This window comes from Bacillus yunxiaonensis, assembly GCF_037104695.1.
GTDB lineage: Bacteria > Bacillota > Bacilli > Bacillales > Bacillaceae_G > Bacillus_A > Bacillus_A yunxiaonensis.
Genome location: NZ_JBAWSV010000002.1, coordinates 509,341 through 536,208 on the forward strand (window position 1 = coordinate 509,341; position 26,868 = coordinate 536,208).

A 26,868-nucleotide genomic window follows, 5' to 3' on the forward strand; every position below is an offset into this window, starting at 1 on the left:
AGCTAAAAATTGATTCTTCTTAACATAACCGTAAACACTGTTTTCTCATATGGCGTACTAGACAGATGAATTTCTCCCCCTAACGCTTCTACAAGGCGCTTCGTAATTGTAAGTCCAAGTCCGCTGCCTTGATACAAACGATTTCGTGAATCTTCTAATGTGTACATACGTTCAAATACTTTATCAATATGAGATTCAGAGATTCCTTTTCCTTTATCCCATATGTCCACATACACAAACTTATCATCGCTTCGTAATGTAATCCCTAATGTTTTTCCATCTCCTCCATAGGCAATTGCGTTTGAAATTAGGTTATTCATAATCCTTCCGATGATTTCTGTATTTCCATGTGCATATATTGGTGTTTCTGGTATATCAATATGAACATTAAATCCTTGCGTTGTTAATAAATCATAAAACGATAACATATGTTCCTGACAAATTTCATTCATATGAATCCGTGTCATTGCAATATCTTTATCGCCGGATTCTAGTTTTGCTAGATCGAAAAATTTATGAATAAGCTCTAGTACTTCTAACGTTTTCGTATGAACTTTTTCTAGTAATACCTTTCTCTCTTCTTCATTTATCGTTTCATCTACATTTAACATTTCGACATAACCGAGAATCACAGTAAGCGGTGTCTTTAAATCATGTGAAATGTTAGAAAGCATCTTTCTCATTGAAATTTCCAGCTTCGAATGCTCGGCAATTGTTTTTTTCTTTTCATCTAGCAAATAATTAATTGCCACTAATAATGATTTCAATTCTTTATCATCTGTTACTACTAATAAATTTTCACTCGTTTGCTTTTCCACAATAGCCTGCAACTTTTCATATGTATAACGTAAATTCGCACTTCGATTTTTCCCCGTGCGATATTGAAAATAAATAATACCAATTAATATAAAAATAATAGCCGTTAAAAATAAAACCATTTTATATCACTTCCAACTTATAACCGATGCCCCATAGTGTCTTAATGTACTGCGGCTGAGATGGATCGTCCTCAATTTTCTCTCGCAGCCTTCTCATATGAACATTAATGACATTCTCATCACCGTAATATTCTTCATTCCAAATTAAGCTATAAATTTGCGCCTTTGTAAACACGCGATTTCGATTTGTCGCAAATAACTTTAGAAGCTCAAATTCTTTAGAAGTGAGTTTAATAACTTCGTTGTTTTTTTGAACGGTAAAGTTAGCCGTATCAATTTTCAAATTCCCGATCACAATCATCTCATCTTGTTTTTGTTGCGGAGTGGAATATTTCGTCGAACGACGAATACCTGCCTTCACCCGTGCAGACAATTCAATCATAGAAAACGGCTTACAAATATAATCATCTGCGCCAAGTCCAAGCCCTAATGCTTTATCAACATCGGTGTCTTTTGCTGACATAATTAAAATTGGTACAGAACTCTTTTTTCGAATCATATTCATCACTTCTAAGCCATCTATTTTAGGCATCATAATATCAAGAATGATTAAATCAAACTGATCTTGTAAAAACTTAGCAAGCCCTTCTTCTCCGTCACAAGCTGTCGTTACAATAAAACCCTCTTTTGTTAAATACCCCTTCACCATTTCTTGAATCGATATATCGTCTTCTACCAATAAAATTTTATACGTCACACCATCACCCGTTTTCTTGAAAATTTATAATTATATTGTAATACGATGGTTGAATTTGGTAAATACAATATACGGAGTGGATCACATATGAAAACTCCCTCCACTTATCTCCTGCGGATCTTGAAGTGGGGGTTTCTCGTGTATCACCTTCAAGAGATGCTTAACACGAGTGGAGTTGACACAGCTGCCTGATGGCACAACCCCTCTATTCCATCGGCAAACGCCTTTGGAACTGCTTTTTTTAAGATGTTATAGGAACCATTCACATCCGCATTGAGTAAGATATTCTTTTTCGTACGATACAAACCACGTTTGATACGTTTCCCACTGAATATAGGAATGTCTTCCTCACCATAAGTAGGAATATCATCATTGTCTAGAAAGGAGGCCTTGCTTGTATACGATTCTTCCACTACTTGTACAGGAATACCTTTTCGTTTTGCCTTATAGGCGATCATTTCAATGAGTAGATTATGCGGGATATAGCAGAACGATTGATTCTGTTGTTTCCCCATTTCACTGTTTTGTTTCCATGATGTATTTTTCCCAATCACAATCATAGAGATTTCCTGTTGAATCGCCATCTGAACAATGTAGTGACTCATTTTGTGGAAGATATCTTTTATTTTAAGAAACCGTTTTTCATGAAGCCTTTCTAAACGGTTTGATGTGTGTAGTCCTTCTTTTGGTTCTTTTCCATGACGAAGAATACCCAGTAAATAAGCTTTTTGCTTGTTGTAGTATTGATTGATGCTTTTGATCACATTGCCCTTTACTAACACAGGTATGGTTCCTGTATTCGTTGTGATAGTTGCAATGTTATGAATCCCTAAATCGATACTCATATAACGATTATTGTCTACGTGCTTAGGCGCTGGCTCAGAGTGTTCTGTCACAATTTCAACTTTAAACTTTCCGTAAGCAGGAGAAACACGTACCTCTTTAAGATTTTCGATACGCCCGAACAATTTTCCAATATTTAATTTCATGCTTGTTTTTGGAAAACGAATGTACTTATCTTGGAGTTTACATACTTGATTCGTGAATACAATTTCTTTCACAGACGACTTGATATACTTTGGAATGCGAGGCCTGCCGGTAAAGGTGGAAGGATGTTTCTTGAATGCCTTGATAGAAGCAAAAAATGATTTCCAGTTTTGATAGAGTTTTTTCATGACACCCTGATTCGTTTGCGCTGGCAAGTTCATATAATCTTGTTGCTTCATTGTTTTAAACAAGCAATCTAAGAAATGATACGATAGGAATGATTTCTCTTTTGTCGGTAACGTAAACAGATTACACTTGATTTCTTTCCGTTCTTCTGCCGGCTTTTCTTTCTGCTTTTGCACACGTTTTTGATACGAACGAAGTTGATTTTCATTCATGATTTCAATATATGCTTGTAATGTATGGAGGACTTCTTGTTGAAGTGGCTGTAATGGTTGATCTGTACGTAAGGCCGTATACACTTGGCGAATATAGAAATTCGTTGTATTGTAGAGATTTTTTGCATTTTGACACATTTCCATGAAGTAGGCGTGCAACTTGTGACCTTTCTTAATCCAAATTTGATAAGTTGCATATTCTTTTTCTTTCGTCATCATTTTCATCTCCCACTCTTCTTACCTTCATGATAATACAAAACAATCAAAAAGAACATACATTCGCATTGAGTCAGGAAATTTTTTATAAATCCAAAGGCAATTCATCCCCACCTTAAACCAGGCTATGCCCTGCACGTTTTGAAGATGGGGGTTTTCTTGCCCATTTTCTGATAAATATAATCATGTTCCTATCATTCTTTTATCCCGCAGTAACGAGCAGTAATACTCCCACCTCAAAATTCGGTGAAAGCAAAGAAGTTAGGTGGGAGATAAACTGCCCGTAAATGCCCGATTGGTTCAACTAATAATCAGTGGGGGATGAAGAACCCCCCCCACTGATTAAAGTTTCACTTTATCCCAACTAGCATGTAGCATAGTTCCTCATTTCAATTCCTCATATATGAATACAATACATTCAAACAGCTTTTATTTCCAAAAAAAAACGAAATACTCAATAAGTTCATTGGTCGGACAAGTATACAAGCAAAAGGGATACAATTCCATATAATTGAATTATATTTTAAAAGAAAGGAGTTTTATTATTCTTGTCAGACAAACACTTTAATTCTTATTGGTGCCCGGCTCCAAAATGTCCAGGAGAACCAGCTGTATTTACGACAGGATCTATATGTAGAAACCCCAATACCGAAATCGTGATCGTCACGCTTTCAAATGAGGATTACAACATGCCCCAAACCGTCACCGTATCCGTGTTAGATTGGCAAAATACGTGTAATCCAGCCGAGGTTGCCAAGTTTGTATTTTCATGTGGGCAAGTCGTCAATCCACCTTTAAACACGGCACAAGCGATTCAACCTCAGCAAAGCAACATCGTTCCGCCTGACAACGTTCAACCGATTCTCACACCGCTTACATTTACAATTCCTCCTCGCAATCTTCTCGTGATTCACGCATTTCTCCCAAATCCTGTTCAGCAACCAAGTCCTTGCTACGAAGTACTTGTGACTCCTCAATATGGACCTGCCAAATGTGTCATCACGAACACATTTGGAGTCAATACTGCGGGTGTTCCGCAAGATGGAAATACAATCTTGCATCATCAATTTTCACCTACTCCTGCCATTTCACATCTTCTCCCAAATTATCCTTACGCTCCGCTTAGCTTTATCACTCCATAAGAGAACAGATTATTATATCATCCACAATTTAGGAAATATGAGTAAAAAGCCCCTTCAGTTCATACACTGGAGGGGCTCTTTGTTAAGTAAATTGATACATGAACTATCGATTCGTTTTAACGCATTTCCAAAAGAAGTCCTTTACGACAACTTTTCCACTCTCATATCCCAAGCTTCTTATTTCTCCATAATCCAGCTTCATTTCTTCCCTCAACAATGATATGATTGAGTTCACTATGAATGTTTACAATTCACTGTATATAAAAGGAGATTTCATATGTCAGAAAATAAAAAAGTAAGCCTAGCGGATTTAATGCGTGAGCAACTTGCGAAGAAAAAGCAAGGAAATGGAAACGGAGCAACTGCTAAAAATCAAAGCCAATCAACGAAAAAGTTGCAAAATCAACAAACGAAGAAACCAAACAATCAACGCAGACGTACAGGTGTTTAAATGAACGGACAACAGCGAGCAAATATTTCACCTGGACTTGAAGTTGATATTGTATTAAAGCAAGATCAGCGTACAGGGAAATTAACAAGAGGTATTGTGAAGGATATTTTAACAAATTCTCCTTCACATCCACATGGCATTAAAGTCCGCCTTCAAGATGGACAAGTTGGTCGTGTGAAAAATATTATTTCATAAGAAAAGGAGCTCATTTTTGAATAATGAGCTCCTTTTCTTATAAATTTATCCTTTAATCTTCTTAACAAACACAACTTTTAAGTAGTCACCTTCCGGAAACTGTGAAATTGTACGGAAGTCCTCTGGCAACGAATGTTCTTCTAGTACTTTATACTTGCCATTCATTTCTTTAAATGCTGTATCAATGAAGCCTTTAAACTTTTTCATACCGAAGGCACTGCAATTTGTAGAGGCTACAATAATACCGTTATTTTCTGTAATCGCAATTGCCTCTTTTAATAAGTTTTTATAATCTTTTGCAGCACTAAATGTATATTTTTTTGAACGTGCAAAGCTTGGCGGATCTAGAATGACCATATCAAACTTCAACGCTTTCTTTACTGCATATTTGAAATAGTGAAATACGTCTTCTACGATAATATCTTGCGCCTCGTAATCAACACCGTTCACGCTAAATTGTTCAATTGTTTTACTTAAGCTACGGTTCGCAAGGTCAACACTTGTCGTCTTTGCCGCTCCTCCAAGTGCTGCAAAAACAGAAAACGCACCTGTGTAGGAGAACATATTCAAGACTGTCTTGCCATTTGCATATTTGTCGCGAATTTGCTTTCTAACATTACGTTGATCTAAAAATACACCGACCATTGCCCCGTCGTTTAAATACACCGCAAAGTTTACACCATTCTCTTTGACGATAATCGGAAACTCTCCACGTTCTCCTGTTACGAAATCGTCTTCTTCAATATATTGACCTTTCGTATCAAAGCGCTTTTTCTGATAGATCGCTTTAAATTCAGTCACATTCTGTAAGGACTCGATAATCTCTTTACTAAATTGATAAATTCCCTCGCTGTACCAGCTAATAACGTAATACCCATCATAATAATCAATGATTAAGCCGCCAATTCCATCACCTTCACCGTTGAACACGCGAAATGCTGTTGTATCAGCATCTTCATAAAAGCCTTTACGTTTACTTAAAGCGGATTTAATCTTATTTTCAAAGAAGGCTTGGTCAATTTGTTCTTGTTCTTTTCTTGTTAAAACCCAGCCATATCCTTTATTTTGCTTACCATAATATCCTGTACCGATAAACTTATTTTTGTCGTCTACAAGTTTTACGATTGTACCTTCTACATTTACATCGTGTAAATTTATAATTGCTTCTTTCAAAATAAGTGGATAACCACTTTTTAATTCGTTTGCGTATTTCGTCTTAACTTTTAAAATAACTTCTGTTTTCATCACATATCCTACCTTTCAATTCCAATGCTTTCTAGCTATTCAGAAAGGCTTATACGAAGTCAGAAGCTTGATCACAACTTATCTTATGTATGAAACCACTCTATATTAGAAGCATATATATTCACAAAATGAAATAGGGCTGTTTATATAAGTATCTCCCATAAACAGTCCCTTCTAACTATACCATGTTATTCTTTTATCCACATAACAAGCTCTTACCCCTTTTTATGAAAAAAATTAGGCGTCAGTATTTGATTTGGATAAGGCTTATGATAAATATGTGTTGCTGCAGGAGATACAGGCGGGATTAACCATACCCAATTCCCTGTTACAAGACGGCCGCATGCTGCTTCTTGCTTCTCAAATTGACTAAATTGCTGAGCGGCTGTATGGTGATCTACAATGGTTACCCCTTGTTTTTTGAAAGAATGTAAAACTGCTACATTTAATTCTATTAATGCTTTGTCTTTCCAAAGTGTACTGTTTCTTGATGTATCTAATCCCATCATCTCAGCGATAGCGGGCAGAAGGTTATAACGATCCTGATCAGCTAAGTTGCGTGCACCTATTTCAGTTCCCATATACCAGCCATTAAAGGGCGCGGCTGTGTAAGAAATACCGCCAATTTCTAAACGCATATCAGAAATCATCGGAACGCCGTACCACTTTGCTTCCAAAGAGGAGAAAGGATACTCTGGATGTTCTAACGGCACTTCTTTTACATATTCTTCTGGGATTGGCATATACACTGGTTTGTTTCCATCAATTGAAAATACAAGCGGCAACACATCAAAATGTGTCCCCTTACCACTCCAGCCAAGCTCCTGACAAACTTTCGAAAATGATAGGGAATGAGAATCACCGATAATACCTTGCTCAGTTTCATATCCCGCATAACGAATCAACTGGTGATTATAAATTTGAATTTGATTATGCTCACCTTGATATTGTTTAAAAACAGTAATTGTAGGTAGGATTTTCCCGTCATTGGTAGCATATTGAATATGATGAAGCAATGCCTCATATATACCTTCTGCATCATTTACATCGCGCGCGTCTAATACATGAAGCTTATTCCAAAAAAGACGACCGATGCAGCGATTACTATTTCTCCACGCCATTCGCGCTCCGTGAACAAGTTCTTCAAAAGTATGTTCATACGTTCCTGTATTTTGTATTTCAGCTTCAATTTGTGATAATCTATCTTGTATTTCATGAGGTTTTTCTAGCTCATTGTAGCAATCTGTAATAAAATTAGTTGCTTCCTCTAACAGTTTTTTCGTTTTAATCATAGCGTCTCCTTCTATTCCTGTATAACATTCTCTATTATACATAACAACTTCCACTCATGCACATACTCTAATATTCACTGAAAAACATGCAATGAAAAAGAACACCAAAAACGGTGTTCTCTCCTTTATTTCGCAAAAAACAGCAAATATATAACCCCAATAATAAAGAACGTTCCACAACAAGCTAACAATACTTTTGCAAGTTTGTCCATAAACATAGCCGTTTCCCCTTTGCTTGTTTTCCTACTTCAGTTCTACAACTGTAACACCAAGGCCTCCCTCGCCCATATCACCATAACGGAAGCTTTTCACGCCGCGATGGTTTTTCAAGTAATCTTGTACGCCTTGGCGCAGTGCTCCTGTTCCTTTTCCATGAATAATGGAAACACGTGGATAGCTTGCGAGCTGTGCATCATCTAAATATTTTTCAACACGAGCCATCGCGTCTTCAAAGCGTTCGCCGCGAAGATCAAGCTCTAAAGAAACGTGATAGTCTCTTCCTTTTACTGCTGTCACTGCCTTTTTCTCCACAGGGGCTGGTGTATTAATATATTCCATATCGGACTCTTTTACTTTCATTTTCAGAATTCCAATTTGGACGTTCCATTCGTTGTCGCTTACTTTTTTAAGAAGCTGACCTTTTTGACCGAACGTTAATACCTTCACTTCGTCGCCTGGTTGCAGCACTTGTTTTGGTGCTGTGTTTTTTACATTGATTTTTTGTTTTTTCACAAGCTCTGGTGCAGCTCCCGCTAAACGGCTTTTTGCCTCAATTAGCTCATGGTCTTTAATATCAGCAAGCTTTGCTTTTCGCAATTGCCGCAGTTCACGAATAATTTCTTCTGCTTCTTTCTTAGCAGCTTCAACTTTTTCTTCGCCTTCTTTTTGTGCTTTTAATAATCTTTCATCACGTTCTTCGTTAAATTCAATAATTTGACGCTGCAATTCTTTATGAAGTTTTTCAGATTGCTTGCGAAGCTCTTCTGCTTCATTCCATTCACGCTCAGCATTCTTTTGACTTTCTTCCAGCTTAGCAATCATATTTTCTACTTTATTTGACTCTGTACTAATATGACCACGAGCACGGTCAATTACACGGTCAGATAAACCAAGACGTTTTGAAATTTCAAAAGCGTTACTTCGTCCTGGTACACCAATTAATAATTTGTAAGTTGGGCTTAATGTATTTACATCAAACTCAACACTTGCGTTAATTACTTGTTCACGATTATATCCGTATGCTTTTAACTCTGGATAGTGCGTCGTTGCGACAACGCGCGCACCGCGGTTATACACTTCATCTAAAATTGAAATTGCAAGCGCAGCTCCTTCTTGCGGATCTGTTCCTGCTCCTAATTCATCAAACAGGACTAAACTTTCAAAATCAGCTTGCTCTAAAATATCAACAATGTTCACCATGTGAGATGAGAATGTACTTAAGCTTTGTTCAATAGATTGCTCATCTCCAATATCAGCAAAAACATGTTTAAACACACAAATTTCTGATTCATCAAGAACAGGAATTTGCAGACCAGATTGCGCCATTAATATACAAATCCCTACCGTTTTTAATGTAACGGTTTTACCACCTGTATTCGGTCCAGTTATAACGATTGTTGTAAAGTCTTTTCCAAGCACAATATCGTTTGGTACAACGACTTTAGGATCAATAAGCGGATGGCGCGCTTGGCGTAAATTCATATAACGCTCATTGTTCAAAATTGGTTTCGTTGCTTTTAATCGTTTCGCATAGAAAGCTTTTGCGAAAATGAAATCTAACTCTGCCACAATATCAACGTTCTCTAAAACAACATCAGCCTCAGCAGCAACTTCTTCTGTTAACATCATTAAAATGCGTTCTACTTCTTGTTTTTCTTTTACTCGTGCTTCTTGCAGTGTATTATTCAATTCAACAATCACTTGCGGCTCGATAAATAATGTTTGTCCTGAAGCAGACTGATCATGAACGATACCACCGTATACACCGCGATATTCTTGTTTAACAGGAATTACATAGCGATCGTTACGAATCGTTACAATCGCATCTGATAACATCTTCTGTGCGTTAGAAGAACGCGTCATATTTTCAAGTTTCTCACGAATGCGACTTTCCGCTGTGCGAATTTGCTGACGAATACCTCGTAGTTTTTCACTCGCGCTATCAACTACTTCTCCGCCATCACTAATGCAGTTCGTAATTTTCTTTTCTAAATCATATAAAGATATAATGCGTGCTACATACGTTTCTAAAATTGGAAGTTCAACGCCGTTTTCAATCATATCTTCAATAAATCGTTTTATTTGACGGCTGCCGTACATCGTACTTGCAATATCGAGCAGTTCATGCGGACTTAACATACTGCCAATTTTCGCACGCTTTACATTTGGACGAATATCAAAAATTCCGCCAAGCGGCACATGCCCTTTTAAACGGATTACTTTTGCTGCTTCATCTGTTGTTTCTTGAAGTTCTACCACTTCTTCATAATTCGTACTTGGCATAAGCCCTTTCACTTTATCACGGCCAAGTGAAGAAGCAACGTGCTCAAGCAATTGTTCTTTTATTTTGTCATATTCTAATACCCGCAACGTTCGTTCTAACATAGTTGCTTGTCCCCCTTGTGTTACTTATTACGCTTAATATAATCTAATAAACGTTCAATATCCCACGTATTAATAACTGTATCTTTTTGAATCCAACCTTTTCGCGCGGCAGCAACACCAATTTCCATGTCCTCTAGCATTTCAAGCGTATGAGCATCTGTGTTAATTGCGATTTTCACGCCTGCATCTTGCGCTTGTTTTAACAGTTTGGCACTTAAATCTAAACGATTTGGATTTGCATTTAATTCAAGTACAGTATTTGTTTCTTTCGCAAGCTCAATTAATAAATCTGTATCGACATCATATCCTTCGCGTCGACCAATTAAGCGGCCCGTTGGATGTGCAATCATTGTCACATGATGATTTTCAATTGCCGTGCGAAGGCGCTTCATAATTGTTTCACGATCTTGTGAGAAGCTAGAATGAATAGCACCGATGACATAATCAAGCTCCTCTAATACTTCATCATCAAAATCAAGCGTTGCATCCGGTAAAATGTCCATTTCAATACCACGTAAAATGGTGATATCCGGATACTTTTCATTGATGCGTTCAATTTCTTTTCCTTGCTCACGAAGACGCTCTTTCGTTAAACCATTCGCTACCTTTAAATATTGGGAATGGTCGGTAATCGCCATGTACTTATATCCTCGAGCGCGGCATGCTTGTACCATTTCTTCAATAGAAAAAGCACCATCACTCCACGTCGTATGCATGTGTAAATCACCTTGAATATGAGAAAACTGAATCAGATTCGGATACTGTTCAATTAGGTCAATTTCTTTGCCATCTTCACGCACTTCTGGCGGAATAAACGGTAACCCAAAATGAGCAAAAAAGGCTTCTTCTGTTTCAAATGTCTTCACTTCACCCGTTTCTAAGTTTTCAACACCGTATTCACTAATTTTTTCACCCTTATCTTTCGCAATTTGGCGCATTCTTACATTATGGTCTTTTGAACCTGTGAAATGATGAAGAGTTGTAATAAATTCTTCCGGCTTAACAAGACGGAAATCAATAGAAATATCGTACTCATACTGAAGACGTACAGAAACTTTTGTATCTCCGCTTGCAATAACTTCAATCATATTATCAAACTGCAATAAATGATCCCGCACCTTTTCTGGTTCTGTAGTTGCAATAATAAAGTCTAAATCTTTCACTGTTTCGCGAACACGGCGCAAACTACCAGCACGGGAATACCGAATAATTTCTGGCACATTCGACAATTTCCGTTCTATTTCCCCGGCAATAGGAATCACCATCGCCACCGGAAGACGCTCTGGACGAGAACCAACTTGAGCGATTGCTTCTAGTATTTTCTCTTCTGTTTTCTTACCGAATCCAGCAAGCGCTTGAATTTGATTCTCCTCACAAGCTTTCTTTAATGTTTCCATATCTACAACGCCAAGTTCTTTATATAGCTTCGCTACTTTTTTACCGCCAAGACCTGGCAATTTTAAAAGCGGCAATAAGCTGCTCGGCACTTCATTTTCCAGCTCCGCAAGCACTTCTGACGTTCCAACTTCAATATATTCTGTAATCACGGCTGCTGTTCCTTTTCCGATGCCTGGTATTTTCGTAAAATCTTCAATCTCTGAAAGGCTGCGATCATCACTTTCTAGCGCCGCTGCTGCTTTACGAAATGCTGATATTTTAAAGGGATTTTCACCTTTTAGCTCCATAAAAAGTGCAATCGTCTCAAGTAATTTAATCACTTGCTTTTTATTTACTTTCATTCTTCTCCCGCCTTCCCATCATAGAAAAAAACTTCTCTTTCGAAAAAGAGAAGTTATACCTTGCCACCTGTCTGCCATAATTCCTTAACTTTTTCAGAAAGAATTGGTGTATCATTTACAATTACTTTGCTTATTGTTGATGTATTTAGCGACGTTTGCACTTGTCCAACTGGAAGTATCGTACCAATCACAATTAATACGAACAATATAATATACACCTCTAAAAAACCTAAGATGGCTCCGCCTAATGCGTTAATCTGTTTCAAAACAGGGATTTCTGTAAACATATTCAAAAGCTGTCCCAGTAACGTTAACGCGATTTTTGTAATGATAAATAATGCGATAAACGCAATTGCTTGATAAAAAACTGTTTCCATATTATTTGCATTAATCCAATTCGGCACATTTGTTTCTGGCTTAAATGGATACGGAATGATCTTTTGCAGCGCAGGCGCTAAATCTTTGCAATACCAATATGCCACAAGATAGGCAATAATAAAGCTTGCTAACTTTACAAGCTGCAGTACAAGCCCTCTTCTAAGACCAAGAAGAAACCCCATAACAAGCAATACAATGATTATAATATCAACCATGTTATTCCATTCCTTTTTGTTTCATTCTTTCTTTCAATTTTTCATTTTCTTCTTTTAATTTTATGTAATCATGCACGACATTGACTGCCGTCAACACCGCCAATCGATTTGTGTCAAGCGAAGGATTCTTAGCATTTAGTTCGCGCATTTTATCATCCACAATCGCCGCGACTATGCGTATATGACTTGTACTTTCATCGCCAACAACTGAATATTGTTGACCGTAAATTTCTACATTAATTTTACTTCGATTTCCTTTTTGTTGTGACAACTTACTGTCCTCCAATCCCGTACAGAATCCTACAGATTATCATACCATGAAAAAACATGATATGGAAACAGAAACAACAATTCGATATGATAAAAACATAAATAATGAAAAAGGAGCAATCATTTTGTCAAATTCTATTGTTATTCAAGTAAGTTCCACTGTTATAGAGGACATGAAAACAAAATACGCACAAGCATTGCAGCCAAAAATTCCCCAAGGCGGTATCTTCATGGCAAAGGTTCCATCCTGCACAATTACAGCCTATAAATCAGGAAAAGTAATGTTTCAAGGTGGACGCGCGACTGAAGAATCTAGCCGTTGGCAGGCAAATGCCGCTGCGCCGAAAGCTTCTGTAAAGAAAAGTGTAAATGACCATTCCTATGCACCGCCGGCTTCCATCGCTACGATGTCTATTCTCGGCTCAGATGAAGTCGGAACAGGAGATTATTTTGGACCGATGACAGTTGTTGCAGTATATGTCGATGCAACACAAATTCCATTATTAAAAGAACTCGGCGTCAAAGACTCAAAAAACTTAAATGATACACAAATTTGTGAAATTGCGAAACAACTACTGGCGGTTGTCCCTTACAGTTCCCTTGTTCTTCACAACGAAAAATATAACGAAATGTTTGAAAAAGGCTATAATCAAGGACAACTAAAGGCAATGCTTCATAATAAAGCCATTACAAACTTATTGGCTAAGATGGCACCAACGAAACCAGAAGGCATATTAATTGATCAGTTCACACAGCCAGCTACATATTATAAATATTTAGCCAAACAAAAAAACGTTCAACGCGAAAACGTATATTTCGCTACAAAAGGCGAAAGTGTACATATCGCCGTTGCAGCAGCTTCCATTTTGGCCCGTTATTCCTTTGTAAAACAGTTTGATGAACTGAGCAAAAAAGCGGGTATGGCACTTCCGAAAGGCGCCGGGAATCAAGTCGATATTGCAGCTGCGAAATTGATTCAAAGGCTTGGAAAAGACAGATTACCTGAGTTTGTGAAATTACATTTTGCAAATACGGAAAAGGCGTTTCGATTGTTGAATAAATAGCTATTCTTCAGTATGGGCAGGATACGAAATGAATAAACAAGAAGACACGAATGATTAGCTCGTGTCTTCTTGTTTTTATCCCACCATTCGCGGGCAGTAAGCCCCCCATCTCAAGATTTAAAGAGAAACGAGGAGGATAGGTGGGGTGGCAACTGCTGTCATGCGCCCGATTGGTGGCTTTCCATCAGTGAGGATCCACCACTGATGGGAATTTCACTTTATTCTTTAAACAAATTCGTAATTTGTTTTGAAGCTTCTTTCAAATCATAAAACTCAACACGTTCTTTCTCTGGCGTATCTTTATGTCCAATTACAATTTCCCCGTCATCTTCTATCCAAACAAAGTAGTTTTCAATCAATCCATCACCATAATCAATAGACATATTGTAACTAATAGAGGATTTAGCCTCTTCATCTAGTGATAGTGTTTTCGGTTCATCCCCGTTTTCCGCCAATCCAACTTGCTCCATCGCAGATACAAGTTGTTTTATATCATTTTCTTTTTTCAATACTTTCGTACCTTTCGTTTTCGTAGATGTTAACTGAATTTCCTTTATTTCTTTTCCTTGAAACGTAACAACCTTTGCCTCTTGTGATGTAGGAACTACTTTTTCTTGTTTTTCTTTTTCATTTCCGCATGCACTTAAGCTGATTAGCATGATCGCTAAGAAACATACTATTCTTTTTTTCACAAATTCAGCTCCTTTCTACTTTACGTATTGTTTCTCCTTATCCAACACCTCTCCCTGCTCAAAAGAAAAATAAAAAGGTATATCAAACAGCTTAATTGCCGTTGATATACCTTTTTTCAATCTTAAAACTCCGCAGAACCTGGTGTTCTTGGGAATGGAATTACGTCACGAATGTTAGCCATACCAGTGATGTACATTAAGAAACGCTCGAAACCAAGACCGAACCCAGCGTGTTTTGTACCGCCGTATTTTCTAAGCTCTAAGTACCACCAGTAGTCTTCTTCGTTCATGCCTAGTTCTTTAATTCTGTCTACTAAAACATCCATTCTTTCTTCACGTTGACTTCCGCCGATTAATTCGCCGATGCCAGGAACAAGTAAGTCTGTTGCAGCTACTGTTTTACCGTCATCGTTCATACGCATGTAGAATGCTTTAATATCTTTTGGATAGTCTGTTACGAATACAGGGCGTTTAAAGATTTGTTCTGATAAGTATCTTTCGTGCTCTGTTTGTAAGTCAATACCCCATTCTACTGGGTATTTGAAGTCTGCACCTGATTCTTGAAGCACTTTAATTGCTTCTGTATATGTGATGCGACCAAAGTCAGAGTTGATTACGTTATTCATGCGCTCAAGAACTGTTTTATCAACGAAGCTGTTGAAGAATTCCATTTCTTCTGGTGCATGCTCTAATACGTATTTCATTGCATATTTCAGCATATCTTCTGTAAGATCCATTACATCTTCTAATTCAGCGAATGCAATCTCAGGCTCAACCATCCAGAATTCAGCAGCATGGCGAGTTGTGTTAGAGTTTTCAGCGCGGAACGTTGGGCCAAATGTATATACATCGCGGAACGCTAATGCATACGCTTCAGCATTCAATTGTCCACTTACTGTTAAGTTCGTTTCTCTGCCGAAGAAGTCTTTTGAATCATCAACTTTTCCATCTTCACCTTTTGGCAAGTTGTTCATATCCTGCGTTGTAACGCGGAACATTTCACCTGCACCTTCAGTATCACTACCTGTAATAATTGGTGTATGAACATGTACAAAATTGCGATCTTGGAAGAACTTATGAATTGCATAAGCTGCAATTGAACGCACGCGGAACGTTGCCGAGAACGCATTTGTTCTTGGGCGTAAATGAGCGATTGTACGTAAGTATTCAAATGTGTGACGTTTCTTTTGTAATGGGTAATCAGAAGCTGATAATCCCTCGATTTCGATTTTGTCCGCTTTAATTTCAAACGGCTGCTTTGCAGTTGGAGTTGCGATTAGCGTTCCTTCTACTTTAATAGAAGAGCTTAACGGAAGCTTCGCAATTTCGTTAAAATTATCTAGTTCTGTATCGAAAACGATTTGAACACTTTTAAAGAAGCTACCATCGTTTAATTCGATAAAACCAAATACTTTTGAATCACGTAAGTTACGGATCCAACCTGATACTTGTATTTTTTGATCTACATACTTATCAATTTCTCTATACAAACTTTTTACTAATGTGTTTTCCATATTGAAATTCTCCTTTACTTATATTTAAATACAAAAAAACCTTCCATCCATAAAGGGACGAAAGGTTAAACTTCGCGGTACCACCCAATTTGTCATAAAGACCAGCTCTAACTCGTATGTATTACACATACTTCCCGGTTTGTAACAGGCCGGATTCCCGTCTAAGTCTACTCTTGAACACACGTTTCAATTTCGGTTAGCAACTCCAAGGTGTTCTTCACATATACCGCCTCATCAGGCTCGCACCGTCCCTGACTCGCTTTGGATTATAGTATATACTACTTTTCCTTATCATCGTCTTTCATTTTTTTAAACTAAAATTAATGTACTACATTCAATGGAAAGATGCAAGTTGTCCTTCAAAGCAAAAAACCTTTTTATTATCGTTCCATCCAATAATGTATGTTCTGAAAAGCAGCTTAGGAAAAAACAAAATCATCTTAGTTTGTCTACGTATGACAATAGCTCGTTTTTTCAATTCATTATTAACAAAAAGCATCCGCAATAAAAAAAACATATTCTACACTATACCTTAATGAAAAAGCGAGGAAACGTAAATGAGTCCAGATTTTAAAAAAAATTTCGTTACAAGCACACCTTTTTTTCCTTATATCGTTCTACCAGAACTTCATGCAATTCAAAAATCTGTAAAATTACCAACATCTCCAACAATCCAAAAACCGATACAATTATCGAAATCTCCTGAACCAAAAACTATGTGCTGCAGACAAATTGTAGAACACAAAATCCCATTAGTTCCCCCTGCAAAAAGAGGAACCATCGAAGTTGATAAACAAATATTTACTACGATTGAAAAGGTGTGTTCAGAGGTCGTTGTCGTCGTTGGCTTTATCCGTAAAACTATTACTTATACAGCAGTAATGCATGACAAAGAGATTCCAAACCATAGTATCCAAGATGATGTTCCCTTCCAAGGTCTTATAGAATCAATGGATATAAAAGAAAACCATCAATTTAGCATCATCGAGCAAAAAATACTCAGTGAAATTTTCTCCTATGAAGCTAACTTTGGAAAATCAAATGATTCTCAATTATATGAGCCAATTCTTGCTTTCAATTTTACAGAAAAAGATATTATAAAAGTTTCCATACAAATGATTACTTAGCAAACAAATATAAAATGGGCTCATTTTTATATTTGTGATGGACGAATAAACTTATTTATTAAAAATAGTAATCCCCCCCGACATTCTCCCATACAAGCTCCATATATATTTCATAACTTATAGAAGAAGCATCCCATTCTATTCAGACAATTCATTCGAGGAATACAGTGAAAGTCTTATTACCAACGAATAAGAATATAAAAATCCCAACCCGTCTGAAGAGAATATATCCTATAAAACCAAGGAGGAATACTTAATGGCTTATCCTCTTACTAATCCAACAACTTGTTGCCAGGTTGCTGTTGAACACACAGCGCAACTTGTCCCCCCAGCACTCGAAAATACCGTTACCTTCACGAAAACAGTTGAAGCAAATATTGAAAAGGTACTCCCAGAAAGAGTTTCTATTTACGGAGCCATCCATACAACTCTTACTTATACAGCTGTTTTAGAAGATGGGACTCTAGTGCCAGGTTTTCAAGTTGTAGACGATATCCCATTTCAATGTGTCGTTAACCGCGAAGATGCCAATGAGGGTGACATTTTTGAGGTGACTGGCGTAGCCATTTTTAGCGAAGTTTCTGCCCAAGAACAAAACTTTGGAGTTATAAATGGACAGCGGGTTGCGTTTACATTCAAAGAAAAAGAGATCGTCAAGGTTTGTGTTAAAAGATTAGCAATTACTAGTATAGACGTAGATCTTGGATTCAATTTGACAAATGAAGATGATAACGCTTCTGAGCAAGATCGTTTATTAGTCAATGGTATCGGATTTGCAGGAATACCAGTGTTTTTCACAGTAGCAGGTTCAGCAACTGTTTCTCCAAACATGGTTTTTACAGAAAAAGACGGGTTCTTTAACACTACTGTCACTGTTTTTGGACCTGGAGATATAACTCTTACAGCTTCAGGTACTGTAAATGGAGTCCCTTTTTCCAAAGAAGTAACCGCTCTTTCACCTTATGCATAATCAAATGAAGCTTCTATTTCTAATGATAATGGGATTCACCTTTCATATCAATTCGGTTATTAACAAAGACTTTCATCAGTTTAACTGCCCCCGAATAGCGGGATAAATTACACAAAAAACAATAAAAAGCAGCCACAAGGCTGCTTTTTTATTATTTACGTAACTCTGCACCAAATTTCTCTTCTACCGCTGCTAATACACGGCTATGTGCTTCTGTTACTTCTTCATCTGTTAATGTACGTTCTGGGTCGAAGTAGTTCATAGAGAATGCAAGTGATTTCTTGCCTTCTTCCATTTTTTCGCCTTCGTATAAGTCGAATAATGTTACTTCTTTTAGAAGCTCTCCGCCTGCTTCAGCAATTGTTTGCTTCATTTCACCAGCTTTTACTTCTTTCGCTACTACAACAGCCATATCGCGTGTCATAGATGGGAAGCGCGGGATTGTTGTGTAGTACGTTTCTTCTGCCTCTGCTGCGAATACTTTCGCAAGAGATAATTCGAATACGTACGTTTCTTTTACATCTAATTGTTTTTGCGCTTCTGGGTGTAATTGACCGATGAAACCAATATTTTCGCCGTCTAGTACAATATCAGCTGTACGTCCTGGATGCATGCCTTCACGTTTTGCCGGTACATATGTGATGCTCTTCGCAACGCCAAGTACGTCAAATAAGCCTTCTAATACACCTTTCATAACGAAGAAGTCAACAGCCTTCTTCTCACCTTGCCATTGATGATGAAGAGCTAGCCCTGTCATAACACCAGCAAGATGTTGTTCTTCTTTAGGAAGTTCGCCTTCTACTGTTGGTAAGAATACAGAACCTACTTCGTATAACGCAACGTTATCTACTTTACGAGCGTTGTTATAAGCTACTGCTTCCAATAATTGCGGTACTAGGCTTAAACGAAGCTGACTGCGCTCCTCACTCATTGGAAGTGCAAGGTTCACAGGTGTCTTTTCGTTTGACTCAACCATATATTGTTTTGCTTTTTCAGCACTTGTTAATGAATACGTAATCGCTTCATATAAACCAGCGCCTTCTAAATAACGGCGTACTTTACGACGCTTTGTTTGCGCCGCTGTTAATTTACCGCGCGTGATTGTACCAGTTGGTAATGTTGAAGGAATATGGTCGTATCCGTATAAGCGACCTACTTCTTCTACTAAATCCTCTGAAATTGTAATATCAGGACGACGTGCTGGTACGTTCACATGGAATGTTCCTTCCACTTCTGTGAATGGGAACTTTAAGTTTGTAAAGATTGTGCTCACTTGATTAGCAGAAATGTCTGTACCTAATACACGATTAATTTTTTCAACTGTAACAGATACTGTACGCTCTTCTACTTGTAAGTTATCAACTTCTACAACGCCTTCTAACGCTTCGCCGCCAGCATATTTTGCCATTAATGCCGCTGCGTGTTGAATCGCTTCGAATGTACGTGTTGGGTCGATGCCTTTTTCAAAACGAGCACTTGATTCGCTGCGAAGACCTAAGTCTTTTGATGTGCGGCGTACTGTTTGACCTGCGAAATATGCAGACTCGATTAATACGTTTACTGTATCGTTATCTACTTCAGAGTTTGCTCCGCCCATTACACCGGCAACAGCTAATGCTTTTGTACCATTTGTAATGACAAGGTGGTGAGCTTGTAATGTACGTTCTTGATCGTCTAATGTTGTCATTTTCTCGCCTTCTTGTGCAAGACGAACAACGATTTCTTTTGATCCTAATTTATCATAGTCAAACGCATGTAACGGTTGACCGTATTCAATTAAGATATAGTTTGTAATATCAACTACGTTGCTAATCGGACGAATACCCGCTGCCATTAGGCGCGTTTGCATCCAGATTGGTGATGGACCAACTTTTACGTTTTTCACCATTTTTGCAATGTATAGTGGGTTTTGCTCTGTTGCTTCTACACTTACAGAAATGTAATCAGATGTTTTTTCTGCTGCTTCTTGTAAGTCTGCTGCTGGAAGTTTCACTTCACGACCGTAAATTGCTGCTACTTCGTATGCAACACCTAACATGTTTAAGCAATCTGCGCGGTTCGGTGTTAAACCTAGTTCAAGTACTTCATCATGTAGGTTTAAGATTTCTAATGCATCTGCGCCAACTTCTGCATCACTTGGGAAGATGAAAATACCTTCTGCATAATCTTTTGCAACTAATTTCCCATCAATGCCAAGCTCTTGTAAAGAACAAACCATACCATGAGATGCTTCGCCGCGTAGTTTTGCCTTTTTAATTTTGAAGTTGCCAGGAAGAACAGCACCAACTTTTGCAACTGGAACTTTTAAACCTTTCGCAATGTTAGGAGCTCCGCAAATAATTTGAACTGGCTCTTCCTCACCGATGTCGATTAAGCATTTGCTTAACTTATCAGCTTCCGGGTGTTTTTCGCACTCTAATACGTGACCAACTACAACACCTTTTACGCCTTTATTTAATACTTCAACGCCTTCTACTTCGATACCGCTTTTCGTAATTTTATCAGCTAATTCTTGTGCTGTTACATCTTTAATATCTACATACTCTTGTAACCAACGATATGATACGAACATTCTTTATCTCTCCTTCCCTTACGCTCGTTTGAATTGTTGTAAGAAACGTACATCGTTTGTATAGAAATGACGAATGTCATCAATGCCGTACTTTAACATCGCAATACGCTCTGCACCCATACCGAATGCGAAGCCTTGATATTCTTTTGAATCATAGCCAGCCATTTCAAGAACGTTCGGATGAACCATACCTGCACCTAAAATTTCAATCCAGCCAGTTCCTTTACATGTGCCGCAACCTTTTCCATGACACATCATACAAGAAATATCCATTTCAACAGATGGCTCTGTGAATGGGAAGAAACTTGGGCGAAGGCGAATTTCACGGTCTTCACCGAACATCTTCTTCGCAAATGCTTGTAATGTACCTTTTAAATCACTCATACGAATGTTTTTGTCGATTACAAGACCTTCGATTTGCATGAACTGGTGAGAGTGCGTTGCATCATCATCATCACGGCGATATACTTTACCAGGGCAAATAATTTTAATTGGGCCTTTTTCTGTATTCTTTTCCATCGTTCTTGCTTGTACAGAAGATGTATGTGTACGAAGCAACATTTCTTCTGTAATGTAGAAAGAATCTTGCATATCGCGTGCTGGGTGATCTTTCGGTAAGTTTAACGCTTCGAAGTTGTAATAGTCTTTTTCTACTTCTGGACCTTCAGCAACTTCATACCCCATACCGATGAATAAATCTTCAATTTGCTCAACAACTGCTGTTAACGGATGGTGACAGCCTGTATTTACAGGACGGCCTGGTAATGTTACATCAATTGTTTCAGATGATAATTTTGCTTCAATTACCGCTTTTTCTAAATGATTAATTTTTTCTTCTAAACGTGTTTGAATTGCTTCACGCACTTCATTTACTAACGCTCCCATACGCGGACGCTCTTCTGGAGATAATTTCCCCATGCCGCGCAGTACTTCTGTAATCGGACCTTTTTTTCCTAAATACGCTATGCGTACATCGTTTAAGCCCTTTAGCTCCTTCGCTTTTTCAATAAGCTCTAACGCTTCTTGCTTTAGCTCTTTTAAACGTGCTTCCATTTGGAACCCTCCTAATTTTAAAAATAAAAAAACCTCGCTCCCTAAAAAGGGACGAGGTAAATTCGCGGTACCACCCTAAATTGACAGAACAAGTCTGCCCACTCAATTCGTTATAACGGCTTTTTAAGCCGGAACGCCTTTACATTTACATGGTCCTGGCGTCAACTCCAGAGGTGAATTCACTTACGTCTACCATGAGAATACTTTCAGTCTACGGAATTCTCTCCCTATATGGCGATTTTGCAAGTTACTCTTCTCTATCAACGTTTTTAACTATTTTACTTCCATCTATTATAAGAAGTTTTTTATCGATTCGCAACCGGAGTTTGTAAATAATACGTTAAAATCCCTGCTGCAACCGCAACATTTAATGATTCTGCTCCTCCATAAATCGGGATGTATAAGTTTTGATTACATTTAGTAAGAATCTCTTGGCGTACACCATTTCCTTCGTTCCCTACAATTAGTGCGAAACTTCCCGCCGGTGTAACTTCACCGTACGGAACCCCGTTTTCAAGAGCTGTTCCGTATACAGGAACGTTCTTTTCTTTTAATTTGTCTACCCATTCTTCTAAGCTTCCTTTTACAATCGGTAAATGGAATACAGAGCCTTGTGTAGAACGCAGTACTTTACTGTTATAAATATCAACGCATCCTTCTCCAAGCACAACGGCATGAATACCAGCTGCATCTGCTGTACGAATAATTGTTCCTAAGTTACCTGGATCTTGCAGACCGTCAAGTAATAGGAATTTTCCATCTGTCAAATTCACTTCTTTTTCTTGTTTTTCACAAACCGCAAATACGCCTTGTGTTGTTTCTGTTTCACGAAGTACCTTTACAATTACTTCAGGCACAATATACATTTCGACATCAGCAACCGTCCAATCTTTCGGAAGATCTGTTTGATCTGAAACGATAAGTTCTGTTACAACTCCTGCTTTTAAAGCTTCCTCCACTAAATGGAATCCTTCTACAAAAAATAGTCCTTTTTTATCGCGCTCTTTTTTCGTCTGCAGCTTTTTCCACTGCTTTACGCGCGGATTTTGTACTGAATCAATGTTTTTCATAATATGTATTTCCCTCTCTTCTTGTCTTCTCATTATAGCCTATTTTTCATACATATTTACATAAAAAAGAACAAAAACTAATGTCAGTTTCCATTCCTAAAAAGAGGTGAAAGTGATGAACTTTAATTTACGCGGTGCTGTATTAGCGAACGTATCAGGAAATACGCAAGACCAATTACAAGAAACAATTATCGATGCGATTCAAAGCGGGGAAGAAAAAATGCTTCCAGGACTTGGCGTTTTGTTTGAAGTCATTTGGAAAAATGCTGATGAAAATGAAAAACATGAGATGTTAACGACGTTGGAGCAAGGCTTAAAAAAATAAAGAATTTCTTCCTCACCTATCCTTGACTCTTAAGGTAAAGAAATTTTGCTTTATAAAAATAACGGAGTAAGAATGATAGAAATCACCTCAGCATTTGCTGAGGTGATTTCTATTTTGATTATGGAATTTCAAATGATTACATAGTATGTAACTATGGAACATTTTAAGCTCTTTACCCAAAGATAAGGTTGACATTTTAATGCCCCGAAAAATAGCTGTTGATTATTTCAATAGTCGCCGCAACAGCGTTTAATAGGCTTAATTGTTGATATCCTCCATAATTCCATTGAATAACGGGCCTAAAATGGTATTTATAATCGCGTTCATCCGAACAACAAATGTTTTAACTGTTTTCGTAACGACACCAACTCAGTAAAATTGAAAGCAATGATTGCGAAATGACTATCGCTCAGTATTGCTCCTCAAAAAAGAAAAATGCATTATATAAAAAAGCCTTGCGGAGAAAACCGAAGGCTAATTCATATACCTATACACTTATTAATTTATTTATGCTTGAGTATCCGAAATAGATGGAATATCCGGAATATTTGGGACGAAGGTGCGAATAGACTGAAGAAGGTTGTTTGCAATATTTTGTTGTTGAGCTGTTAGTGTACCACCACCAGTAAATACTGTAATACAGACTGGGCAAACTTCAATATGAATTCCCAATAGGTTAATAGCAAGTCCACCAGGTACGTTTACAGTGAGAATAGATGTTGAACCTGCAGGAGGAGTGCAAGTTTGACAGTTAGTTAAAAGTGCCATAAAATCAATTCCTTTCTTTATGAGGTTACTTATATTTATATGACCGAATATGGCTCTGCGAAATAGACATTTGGACAACTTTCGATCATTTTGTTAAAATATTCCCAAAATTAGGCGTGATTTCTGTATTAGTAAGATTTTTGATACCTTGCTCTATATCATGGTTAATAATTTTTTATCTCTTCTATCAATCATAACGACATGGCCTTCTCCAGCAAATACTAGATTCTCTTTTTCTATCCAAAATAAAGCGAAACTTCCATCAGTGGGGGTTTTCTTCATCCTCCACCGATGGAAAGCTCTCACCAATCTGGCGCATGCCAGCAGTAATCCCCACACCTATCTTCTGTAGAAAAGCGAAAGCGGCCGCCCAGAATCGCAGGACGCCAGAGAGGCGCTTTTTGCCTCGTCCGAGGGGGCGAAACGACCGGAGATTCTAGCTGCTAGAGCTGGACAACGCTTCTCTCTGAATCTTGAGGTGAGGGTATTACTGTCCACGAATAGCGGAATAAAAATCACCTTAGCAAATGCTGGGGTGGTTTTTATTTTAATTATGAAATTTTTAACTATTATGTAATATTTGACTATAGAACATTTTATCCAAATATGTATAATTTTAAATATACATAATAGAGAGGATTGGATATATGCAGCATTCTGTACAACTTACATATGATCAAAAACATTCTTTATCATGGGGAAAATTCATTGGTTCTTTGTTATTCGCTTATTTTGGAACAGGACTCATAAGCGGCTTATTTGTAGTACTCCCTGCTATCATTTACACCCATGGTCTTACTGACAAAAAACAAATTGCCCTATATGAATCAATCGGAAATACTGGAAACACTCTTTTACAATTATTAGTTTTATTGTTATTCATTTATAAATTCGAACCGATTAAAAGATTATTATTTCCTATTTTCAACTTTCAAGTACTCAAGAAAGTTCGTACATATATATACTTATTTCTTTTCTTGGGACTTAGTATCCTTATCAATCAGTTCTTCCTTGCATCTTTATTTCCTGATGCACCGCAGCAACAATCTAATGCTTTACATTTAGAAACTTTAAAACAATATAAAATTCTATTAATAATTGGATCTGCCATATTCATTCCTATTTTTGAAGAACTTATTTTCCGCGGAATCATTCTTCAATTTTTCCAGCAGCGTTTTCCATTTTGGCTGGCATCAATCGGATCAAGCTTCATCTTTGGAATCGCTCATACATATTCTCTAGGTATTATGGTTAGTGCTTTTATCATGGGCATGTTTATGGCTGTATTATGTAAAAAAACGAACTCCATTATTCCAGCTATGTTATTCCATATGATAAATAACACACTGGCGTTTTTATTATAAAGTGAAACTTCCATCAGTTGGGGGGCTTCATCCCCCACTGATGGAGAGCCCACCCACTCGGGGTCTTACTGCCCAAAAGTAGCGGGATGAAAAGAGGTATCACTACAAAGCGATACCTCTTTTCCTATTTTACAACAACTTCAAATGCTTCCTCTTTTAGCACTTTTCGATAATCCGTTTTCTTTTCTCCTTCTTCACCAGATGTTACTGTAGGAGTAAACGTAATTTTTGAAACACTATCGTCCAGTGTTTCAAAACACGAATAACTGTCTTTAAGTAATGTATGTCCTGACACAGGCTTTAAGTCATTACCATTTTGATCTTTCGCAGAAAAAGTTACATCTAGCTCTGTTCCGTTTAGCATTTTATAGTTCAATTTCGTAGATGCTGGCGTGATTTTTAAATCTTCAACTTCTATCCTTTGACCGTTTTGCAATGTAAAATGCTTATGAATCGGTATTGTCTTTGTCTCTATTTTTAACTTATCGCCAGACGCTTTAAAAGAAAATCCCCATTCTCCTTTAACAGAAGATTTATGGCTCATCAATCTGATATCTCGATATACAACTTGTGTATCATCCATTTCTATCAAAAATCCACATTTTTTCATAATATCCAAAATAAACCGCTTGTTATAAAATATAACTTATTACATAGGAGGTTTTCTTACATATGCCAATCTTTAGCTTACTCTGGATATTTTTCGTACCCGTTCTTGTACTATGCGGCATTGGCGGGGGACTATTTTTCATTATAAGAGGAGCAATACATAAAAAATGGTTTATTCTTCTAATGGGAATCGTTTGTTTTTCACTCGTTCTCCTGCCTCTTATTTTTGCAGGGATAGGAAGGGATGCAGAACAGTCTCTCCTACTTTCGACGTCTATGTACTGGGGTATGTTAGCTATCGCTAGTTTATTAGCAGGAATTAGCGGGGCGCGCAATCAAATAACTAGCATTAAACATGTAGGGATTACTGTATTTTCTCTTGTTGTAGTAGGGATGTTTTTTTATGAAATGATGTAATACTCTTCTTTATTATCTTGAAAGGAGAACATAACTTGAAAAAATCCTTCTTGTTTTTTTGCTTCTTATTTTTAGCAAGTTGCCACCAAGAACAAGAATCGCTTCCAAAAATGAGTGTAAAAGTAAACGAGAAACCTTTAGAAGTATATCAGGGAAGTTATTGCTGGGATACAAAATGTGTGGATAAGATTGGTCCTGAGCAAATAGCCACCAAACATACACCCGCTGTTGTACGAAAAGGAAGTGAAGCTGCCTTCTCTGTCAAATCAAAAAGGAAACAGAAATCAATTGATGTTACGATGCTTCGTAACGGAGCCGCTGTTCCTGTTGTTTTAAATAAAAACAATACAATTCCTCTTCCAAGTGAACCTGGAACATACATATATCATATCGGCGTTTTTTGGGAGCAAGGCGATGTGGGGTATATCTTTCAAGTAAAAGTAGAATAAATTTTTTTTCTATTACATCATTAATTACTTTACTAACATAACAATGATGTAGTAAAATGTTCAAAATATATTTATAGCTATTGTTTTTCTCTAAAATATACTGCACT

At 37.5% G+C, this 26,868-nt stretch carries 25 protein-coding genes, 1 pseudogene and 2 other annotated features; of the genes and pseudogenes, 10 read left to right on the forward strand and 16 right to left on the reverse strand.

The window, feature by feature from the left end:
• Window positions 1-2: 2 nt before the first annotated feature.
• The 3 genes from WAX78_RS08720 to WAX78_RS08730 form a co-directional block, all read right to left on the reverse strand.
• On the reverse strand, window positions 3-938 hold the full coding sequence (locus WAX78_RS08720; protein ID WP_336481879.1) for a HAMP domain-containing histidine kinase: 936 nt from the start codon (window positions 936-938) through the stop codon (window positions 3-5).
• Between the two features lies 1 nt (window position 939).
• Window positions 940-1,635 carry a response regulator transcription factor gene (locus WAX78_RS08725; RefSeq protein WP_336481880.1) on the reverse strand — a complete coding sequence of 232 codons (696 nt, stop codon included), beginning with the start codon at window positions 1,633-1,635 and terminating at the stop codon, window positions 940-942.
• Window positions 1,636-1,784: 149 nt separating this feature from the next.
• Window positions 1,785-3,236 (reverse strand): RNA-guided endonuclease InsQ/TnpB family protein, encoded by a 1,452-nt coding sequence (locus WAX78_RS08730; protein WP_336481881.1) that lies wholly within the window; start codon window positions 3,234-3,236, stop codon window positions 1,785-1,787.
• Window positions 3,237-3,925: 689 nt separating this feature from the next.
• Between WAX78_RS08730 and WAX78_RS08735 the strand changes: the two genes are divergently transcribed.
• From WAX78_RS08735 to WAX78_RS08745, 3 genes are all read left to right on the forward strand, one after another.
• Window positions 3,926-4,378: a hypothetical protein gene (locus tag WAX78_RS08735; protein ID WP_336481882.1), complete on the forward strand. Its 453-nt coding sequence runs from the start codon at window positions 3,926-3,928 to the stop codon at window positions 4,376-4,378.
• 277 nt (window positions 4,379-4,655) lie between these two features.
• Window positions 4,656-4,829, forward strand: coding sequence for a hypothetical protein (locus tag WAX78_RS08740; protein WP_336481883.1), 174 nt, complete (start codon window positions 4,656-4,658; stop codon window positions 4,827-4,829).
• Window positions 4,830-5,024 (forward strand): YwbE family protein, encoded by a 195-nt coding sequence (locus tag WAX78_RS08745; RefSeq protein ID WP_230573779.1) that lies wholly within the window; start codon window positions 4,830-4,832, stop codon window positions 5,022-5,024. It abuts the gene before it with no gap.
• Between the two features lie 45 nt (window positions 5,025-5,069).
• Here WAX78_RS08745 and WAX78_RS08750 read toward each other — a convergent pair whose 3' ends face one another.
• From WAX78_RS08750 to zapA, 6 genes are all read right to left on the reverse strand, one after another.
• Window positions 5,070-6,269: a class I SAM-dependent rRNA methyltransferase gene (locus WAX78_RS08750; protein WP_336481884.1), complete on the reverse strand. Its 1,200-nt coding sequence runs from the start codon at window positions 6,267-6,269 to the stop codon at window positions 5,070-5,072.
• A gap of 215 nt (window positions 6,270-6,484) precedes the next feature.
• Window positions 6,485-7,561 carry a nitric oxide synthase oxygenase gene (locus WAX78_RS08755; RefSeq protein WP_336481885.1) on the reverse strand — a complete coding sequence of 359 codons (1,077 nt, stop codon included), beginning with the start codon at window positions 7,559-7,561 and terminating at the stop codon, window positions 6,485-6,487.
• Between the two features lie 243 nt (window positions 7,562-7,804).
• Window positions 7,805-10,165 carry an endonuclease MutS2 gene (locus tag WAX78_RS08760; RefSeq protein WP_336481886.1) on the reverse strand — a complete coding sequence of 787 codons (2,361 nt, stop codon included), beginning with the start codon at window positions 10,163-10,165 and terminating at the stop codon, window positions 7,805-7,807.
• Window positions 10,166-10,185: 20 nt separating this feature from the next.
• Window positions 10,186-11,904, reverse strand: a complete 1,719-nt coding sequence (gene polX / locus WAX78_RS08765) for a DNA polymerase/3'-5' exonuclease PolX (RefSeq protein WP_336481887.1) — start codon at window positions 11,902-11,904, stop codon at window positions 10,186-10,188.
• A gap of 53 nt (window positions 11,905-11,957) precedes the next feature.
• Entirely contained in the window at window positions 11,958-12,497 is a 540-nt protein-coding gene (locus WAX78_RS08770; RefSeq protein ID WP_336481888.1) for a CvpA family protein, read from the reverse strand.
• Window position 12,498: 1 nt separating this feature from the next.
• Window positions 12,499-12,768 carry a cell division protein ZapA gene (gene zapA / locus WAX78_RS08775; protein ID WP_154709943.1) on the reverse strand — a complete coding sequence of 90 codons (270 nt, stop codon included), beginning with the start codon at window positions 12,766-12,768 and terminating at the stop codon, window positions 12,499-12,501.
• Between the two features lie 124 nt (window positions 12,769-12,892).
• On the opposite strand from zapA, the gene rnhC reads away from it, so the two are divergent.
• A complete protein-coding gene (rnhC, locus tag WAX78_RS08780) occupies window positions 12,893-13,831 on the forward strand; it encodes a ribonuclease HIII (protein WP_336482018.1) in 939 nt (312 codons plus the stop codon).
• A gap of 218 nt (window positions 13,832-14,049) precedes the next feature.
• Here the strand turns inward: rnhC and WAX78_RS08785 are convergent, their stop codons facing one another.
• Both WAX78_RS08785 and asnS read right to left on the reverse strand, forming a co-directional pair.
• Window positions 14,050-14,523, reverse strand: a complete 474-nt coding sequence (locus tag WAX78_RS08785) for a hypothetical protein (protein ID WP_336481889.1) — start codon at window positions 14,521-14,523, stop codon at window positions 14,050-14,052.
• A 122-nt stretch (window positions 14,524-14,645) separates the two neighbouring features.
• Window positions 14,646-16,037, reverse strand: a complete 1,392-nt coding sequence (asnS, locus tag WAX78_RS08790; RefSeq protein WP_336481890.1) for an asparagine--tRNA ligase — start codon at window positions 16,035-16,037, stop codon at window positions 14,646-14,648.
• A gap of 50 nt (window positions 16,038-16,087) precedes the next feature.
• Window positions 16,088-16,341 (reverse strand) — a binding site (T-box leader).
• Between the two features lie 253 nt (window positions 16,342-16,594).
• Between asnS and WAX78_RS08795 the strand changes: the two genes are divergently transcribed.
• Both WAX78_RS08795 and WAX78_RS08800 read left to right on the forward strand, forming a co-directional pair.
• Window positions 16,595-17,164, forward strand: coding sequence for a hypothetical protein (locus tag WAX78_RS08795; protein WP_336481891.1), 570 nt, complete (start codon window positions 16,595-16,597; stop codon window positions 17,162-17,164).
• Between the two features lie 256 nt (window positions 17,165-17,420).
• Window positions 17,421-18,134, forward strand: coding sequence for a hypothetical protein (locus WAX78_RS08800; protein ID WP_336481892.1), 714 nt, complete (start codon window positions 17,421-17,423; stop codon window positions 18,132-18,134).
• Between the two features lie 151 nt (window positions 18,135-18,285).
• Here the strand turns inward: WAX78_RS08800 and pheT are convergent, their stop codons facing one another.
• The 3 genes from pheT to WAX78_RS08815 form a co-directional block, all read right to left on the reverse strand.
• Window positions 18,286-20,706 carry a phenylalanine--tRNA ligase subunit beta gene (gene pheT / locus WAX78_RS08805; RefSeq protein WP_336481893.1) on the reverse strand — a complete coding sequence of 807 codons (2,421 nt, stop codon included), beginning with the start codon at window positions 20,704-20,706 and terminating at the stop codon, window positions 18,286-18,288.
• An 18-nt stretch (window positions 20,707-20,724) separates the two neighbouring features.
• On the reverse strand, window positions 20,725-21,759 hold the full coding sequence (gene pheS, locus WAX78_RS08810) for a phenylalanine--tRNA ligase subunit alpha (protein WP_336481894.1): 1,035 nt from the start codon (window positions 21,757-21,759) through the stop codon (window positions 20,725-20,727).
• A 44-nt stretch (window positions 21,760-21,803) separates the two neighbouring features.
• Window positions 21,804-22,032: a binding site (T-box leader), on the reverse strand.
• A 32-nt stretch (window positions 22,033-22,064) separates the two neighbouring features.
• On the reverse strand, window positions 22,065-22,862 hold the full coding sequence (locus tag WAX78_RS08815; RefSeq protein ID WP_336481895.1) for a TrmH family RNA methyltransferase: 798 nt from the start codon (window positions 22,860-22,862) through the stop codon (window positions 22,065-22,067).
• A gap of 82 nt (window positions 22,863-22,944) precedes the next feature.
• Between WAX78_RS08815 and sspI the strand changes: the two genes are divergently transcribed.
• The gene (gene sspI / locus WAX78_RS08820; protein ID WP_336481896.1) at window positions 22,945-23,154 is read left to right on the forward strand and encodes a small acid-soluble spore protein SspI; all 210 of its coding nucleotides are present in this window, start codon (window positions 22,945-22,947) and stop codon (window positions 23,152-23,154) included.
• Window positions 23,155-23,661: 507 nt separating this feature from the next.
• On the opposite strand, the gene WAX78_RS08825 is transcribed toward sspI, so the two are convergent.
• Window positions 23,662-24,000, reverse strand: coding sequence for a hypothetical protein (locus WAX78_RS08825; protein WP_336481897.1), 339 nt, complete (start codon window positions 23,998-24,000; stop codon window positions 23,662-23,664).
• A gap of 569 nt (window positions 24,001-24,569) precedes the next feature.
• Between WAX78_RS08825 and WAX78_RS08830 the strand changes: the two genes are divergently transcribed.
• Window positions 24,570-25,286, forward strand: a complete 717-nt coding sequence (locus WAX78_RS08830; protein WP_336481898.1) for a CPBP family intramembrane glutamic endopeptidase — start codon at window positions 24,570-24,572, stop codon at window positions 25,284-25,286.
• 124 nt (window positions 25,287-25,410) lie between these two features.
• On the opposite strand, the pseudogene WAX78_RS08835 reads toward WAX78_RS08830, so the two are convergent.
• Window positions 25,411-25,863: pseudogene (locus WAX78_RS08835) on the reverse strand (DUF5643 domain-containing protein); the annotation flags it as partial.
• 95 nt (window positions 25,864-25,958) lie between these two features.
• Between WAX78_RS08835 and WAX78_RS08840 the strand changes: the two are divergent.
• Together WAX78_RS08840 and WAX78_RS08845 are read left to right on the forward strand one after the other, a co-directional pair.
• The gene (locus WAX78_RS08840) at window positions 25,959-26,312 is read left to right on the forward strand and encodes an ammonia permease (RefSeq protein ID WP_336481899.1); all 354 of its coding nucleotides are present in this window, start codon (window positions 25,959-25,961) and stop codon (window positions 26,310-26,312) included.
• Between the two features lie 35 nt (window positions 26,313-26,347).
• On the forward strand, window positions 26,348-26,761 hold the full coding sequence (locus WAX78_RS08845) for a hypothetical protein (protein WP_336481900.1): 414 nt from the start codon (window positions 26,348-26,350) through the stop codon (window positions 26,759-26,761).
• The last annotated feature ends 107 nt before the right edge of the window (window positions 26,762-26,868 follow it).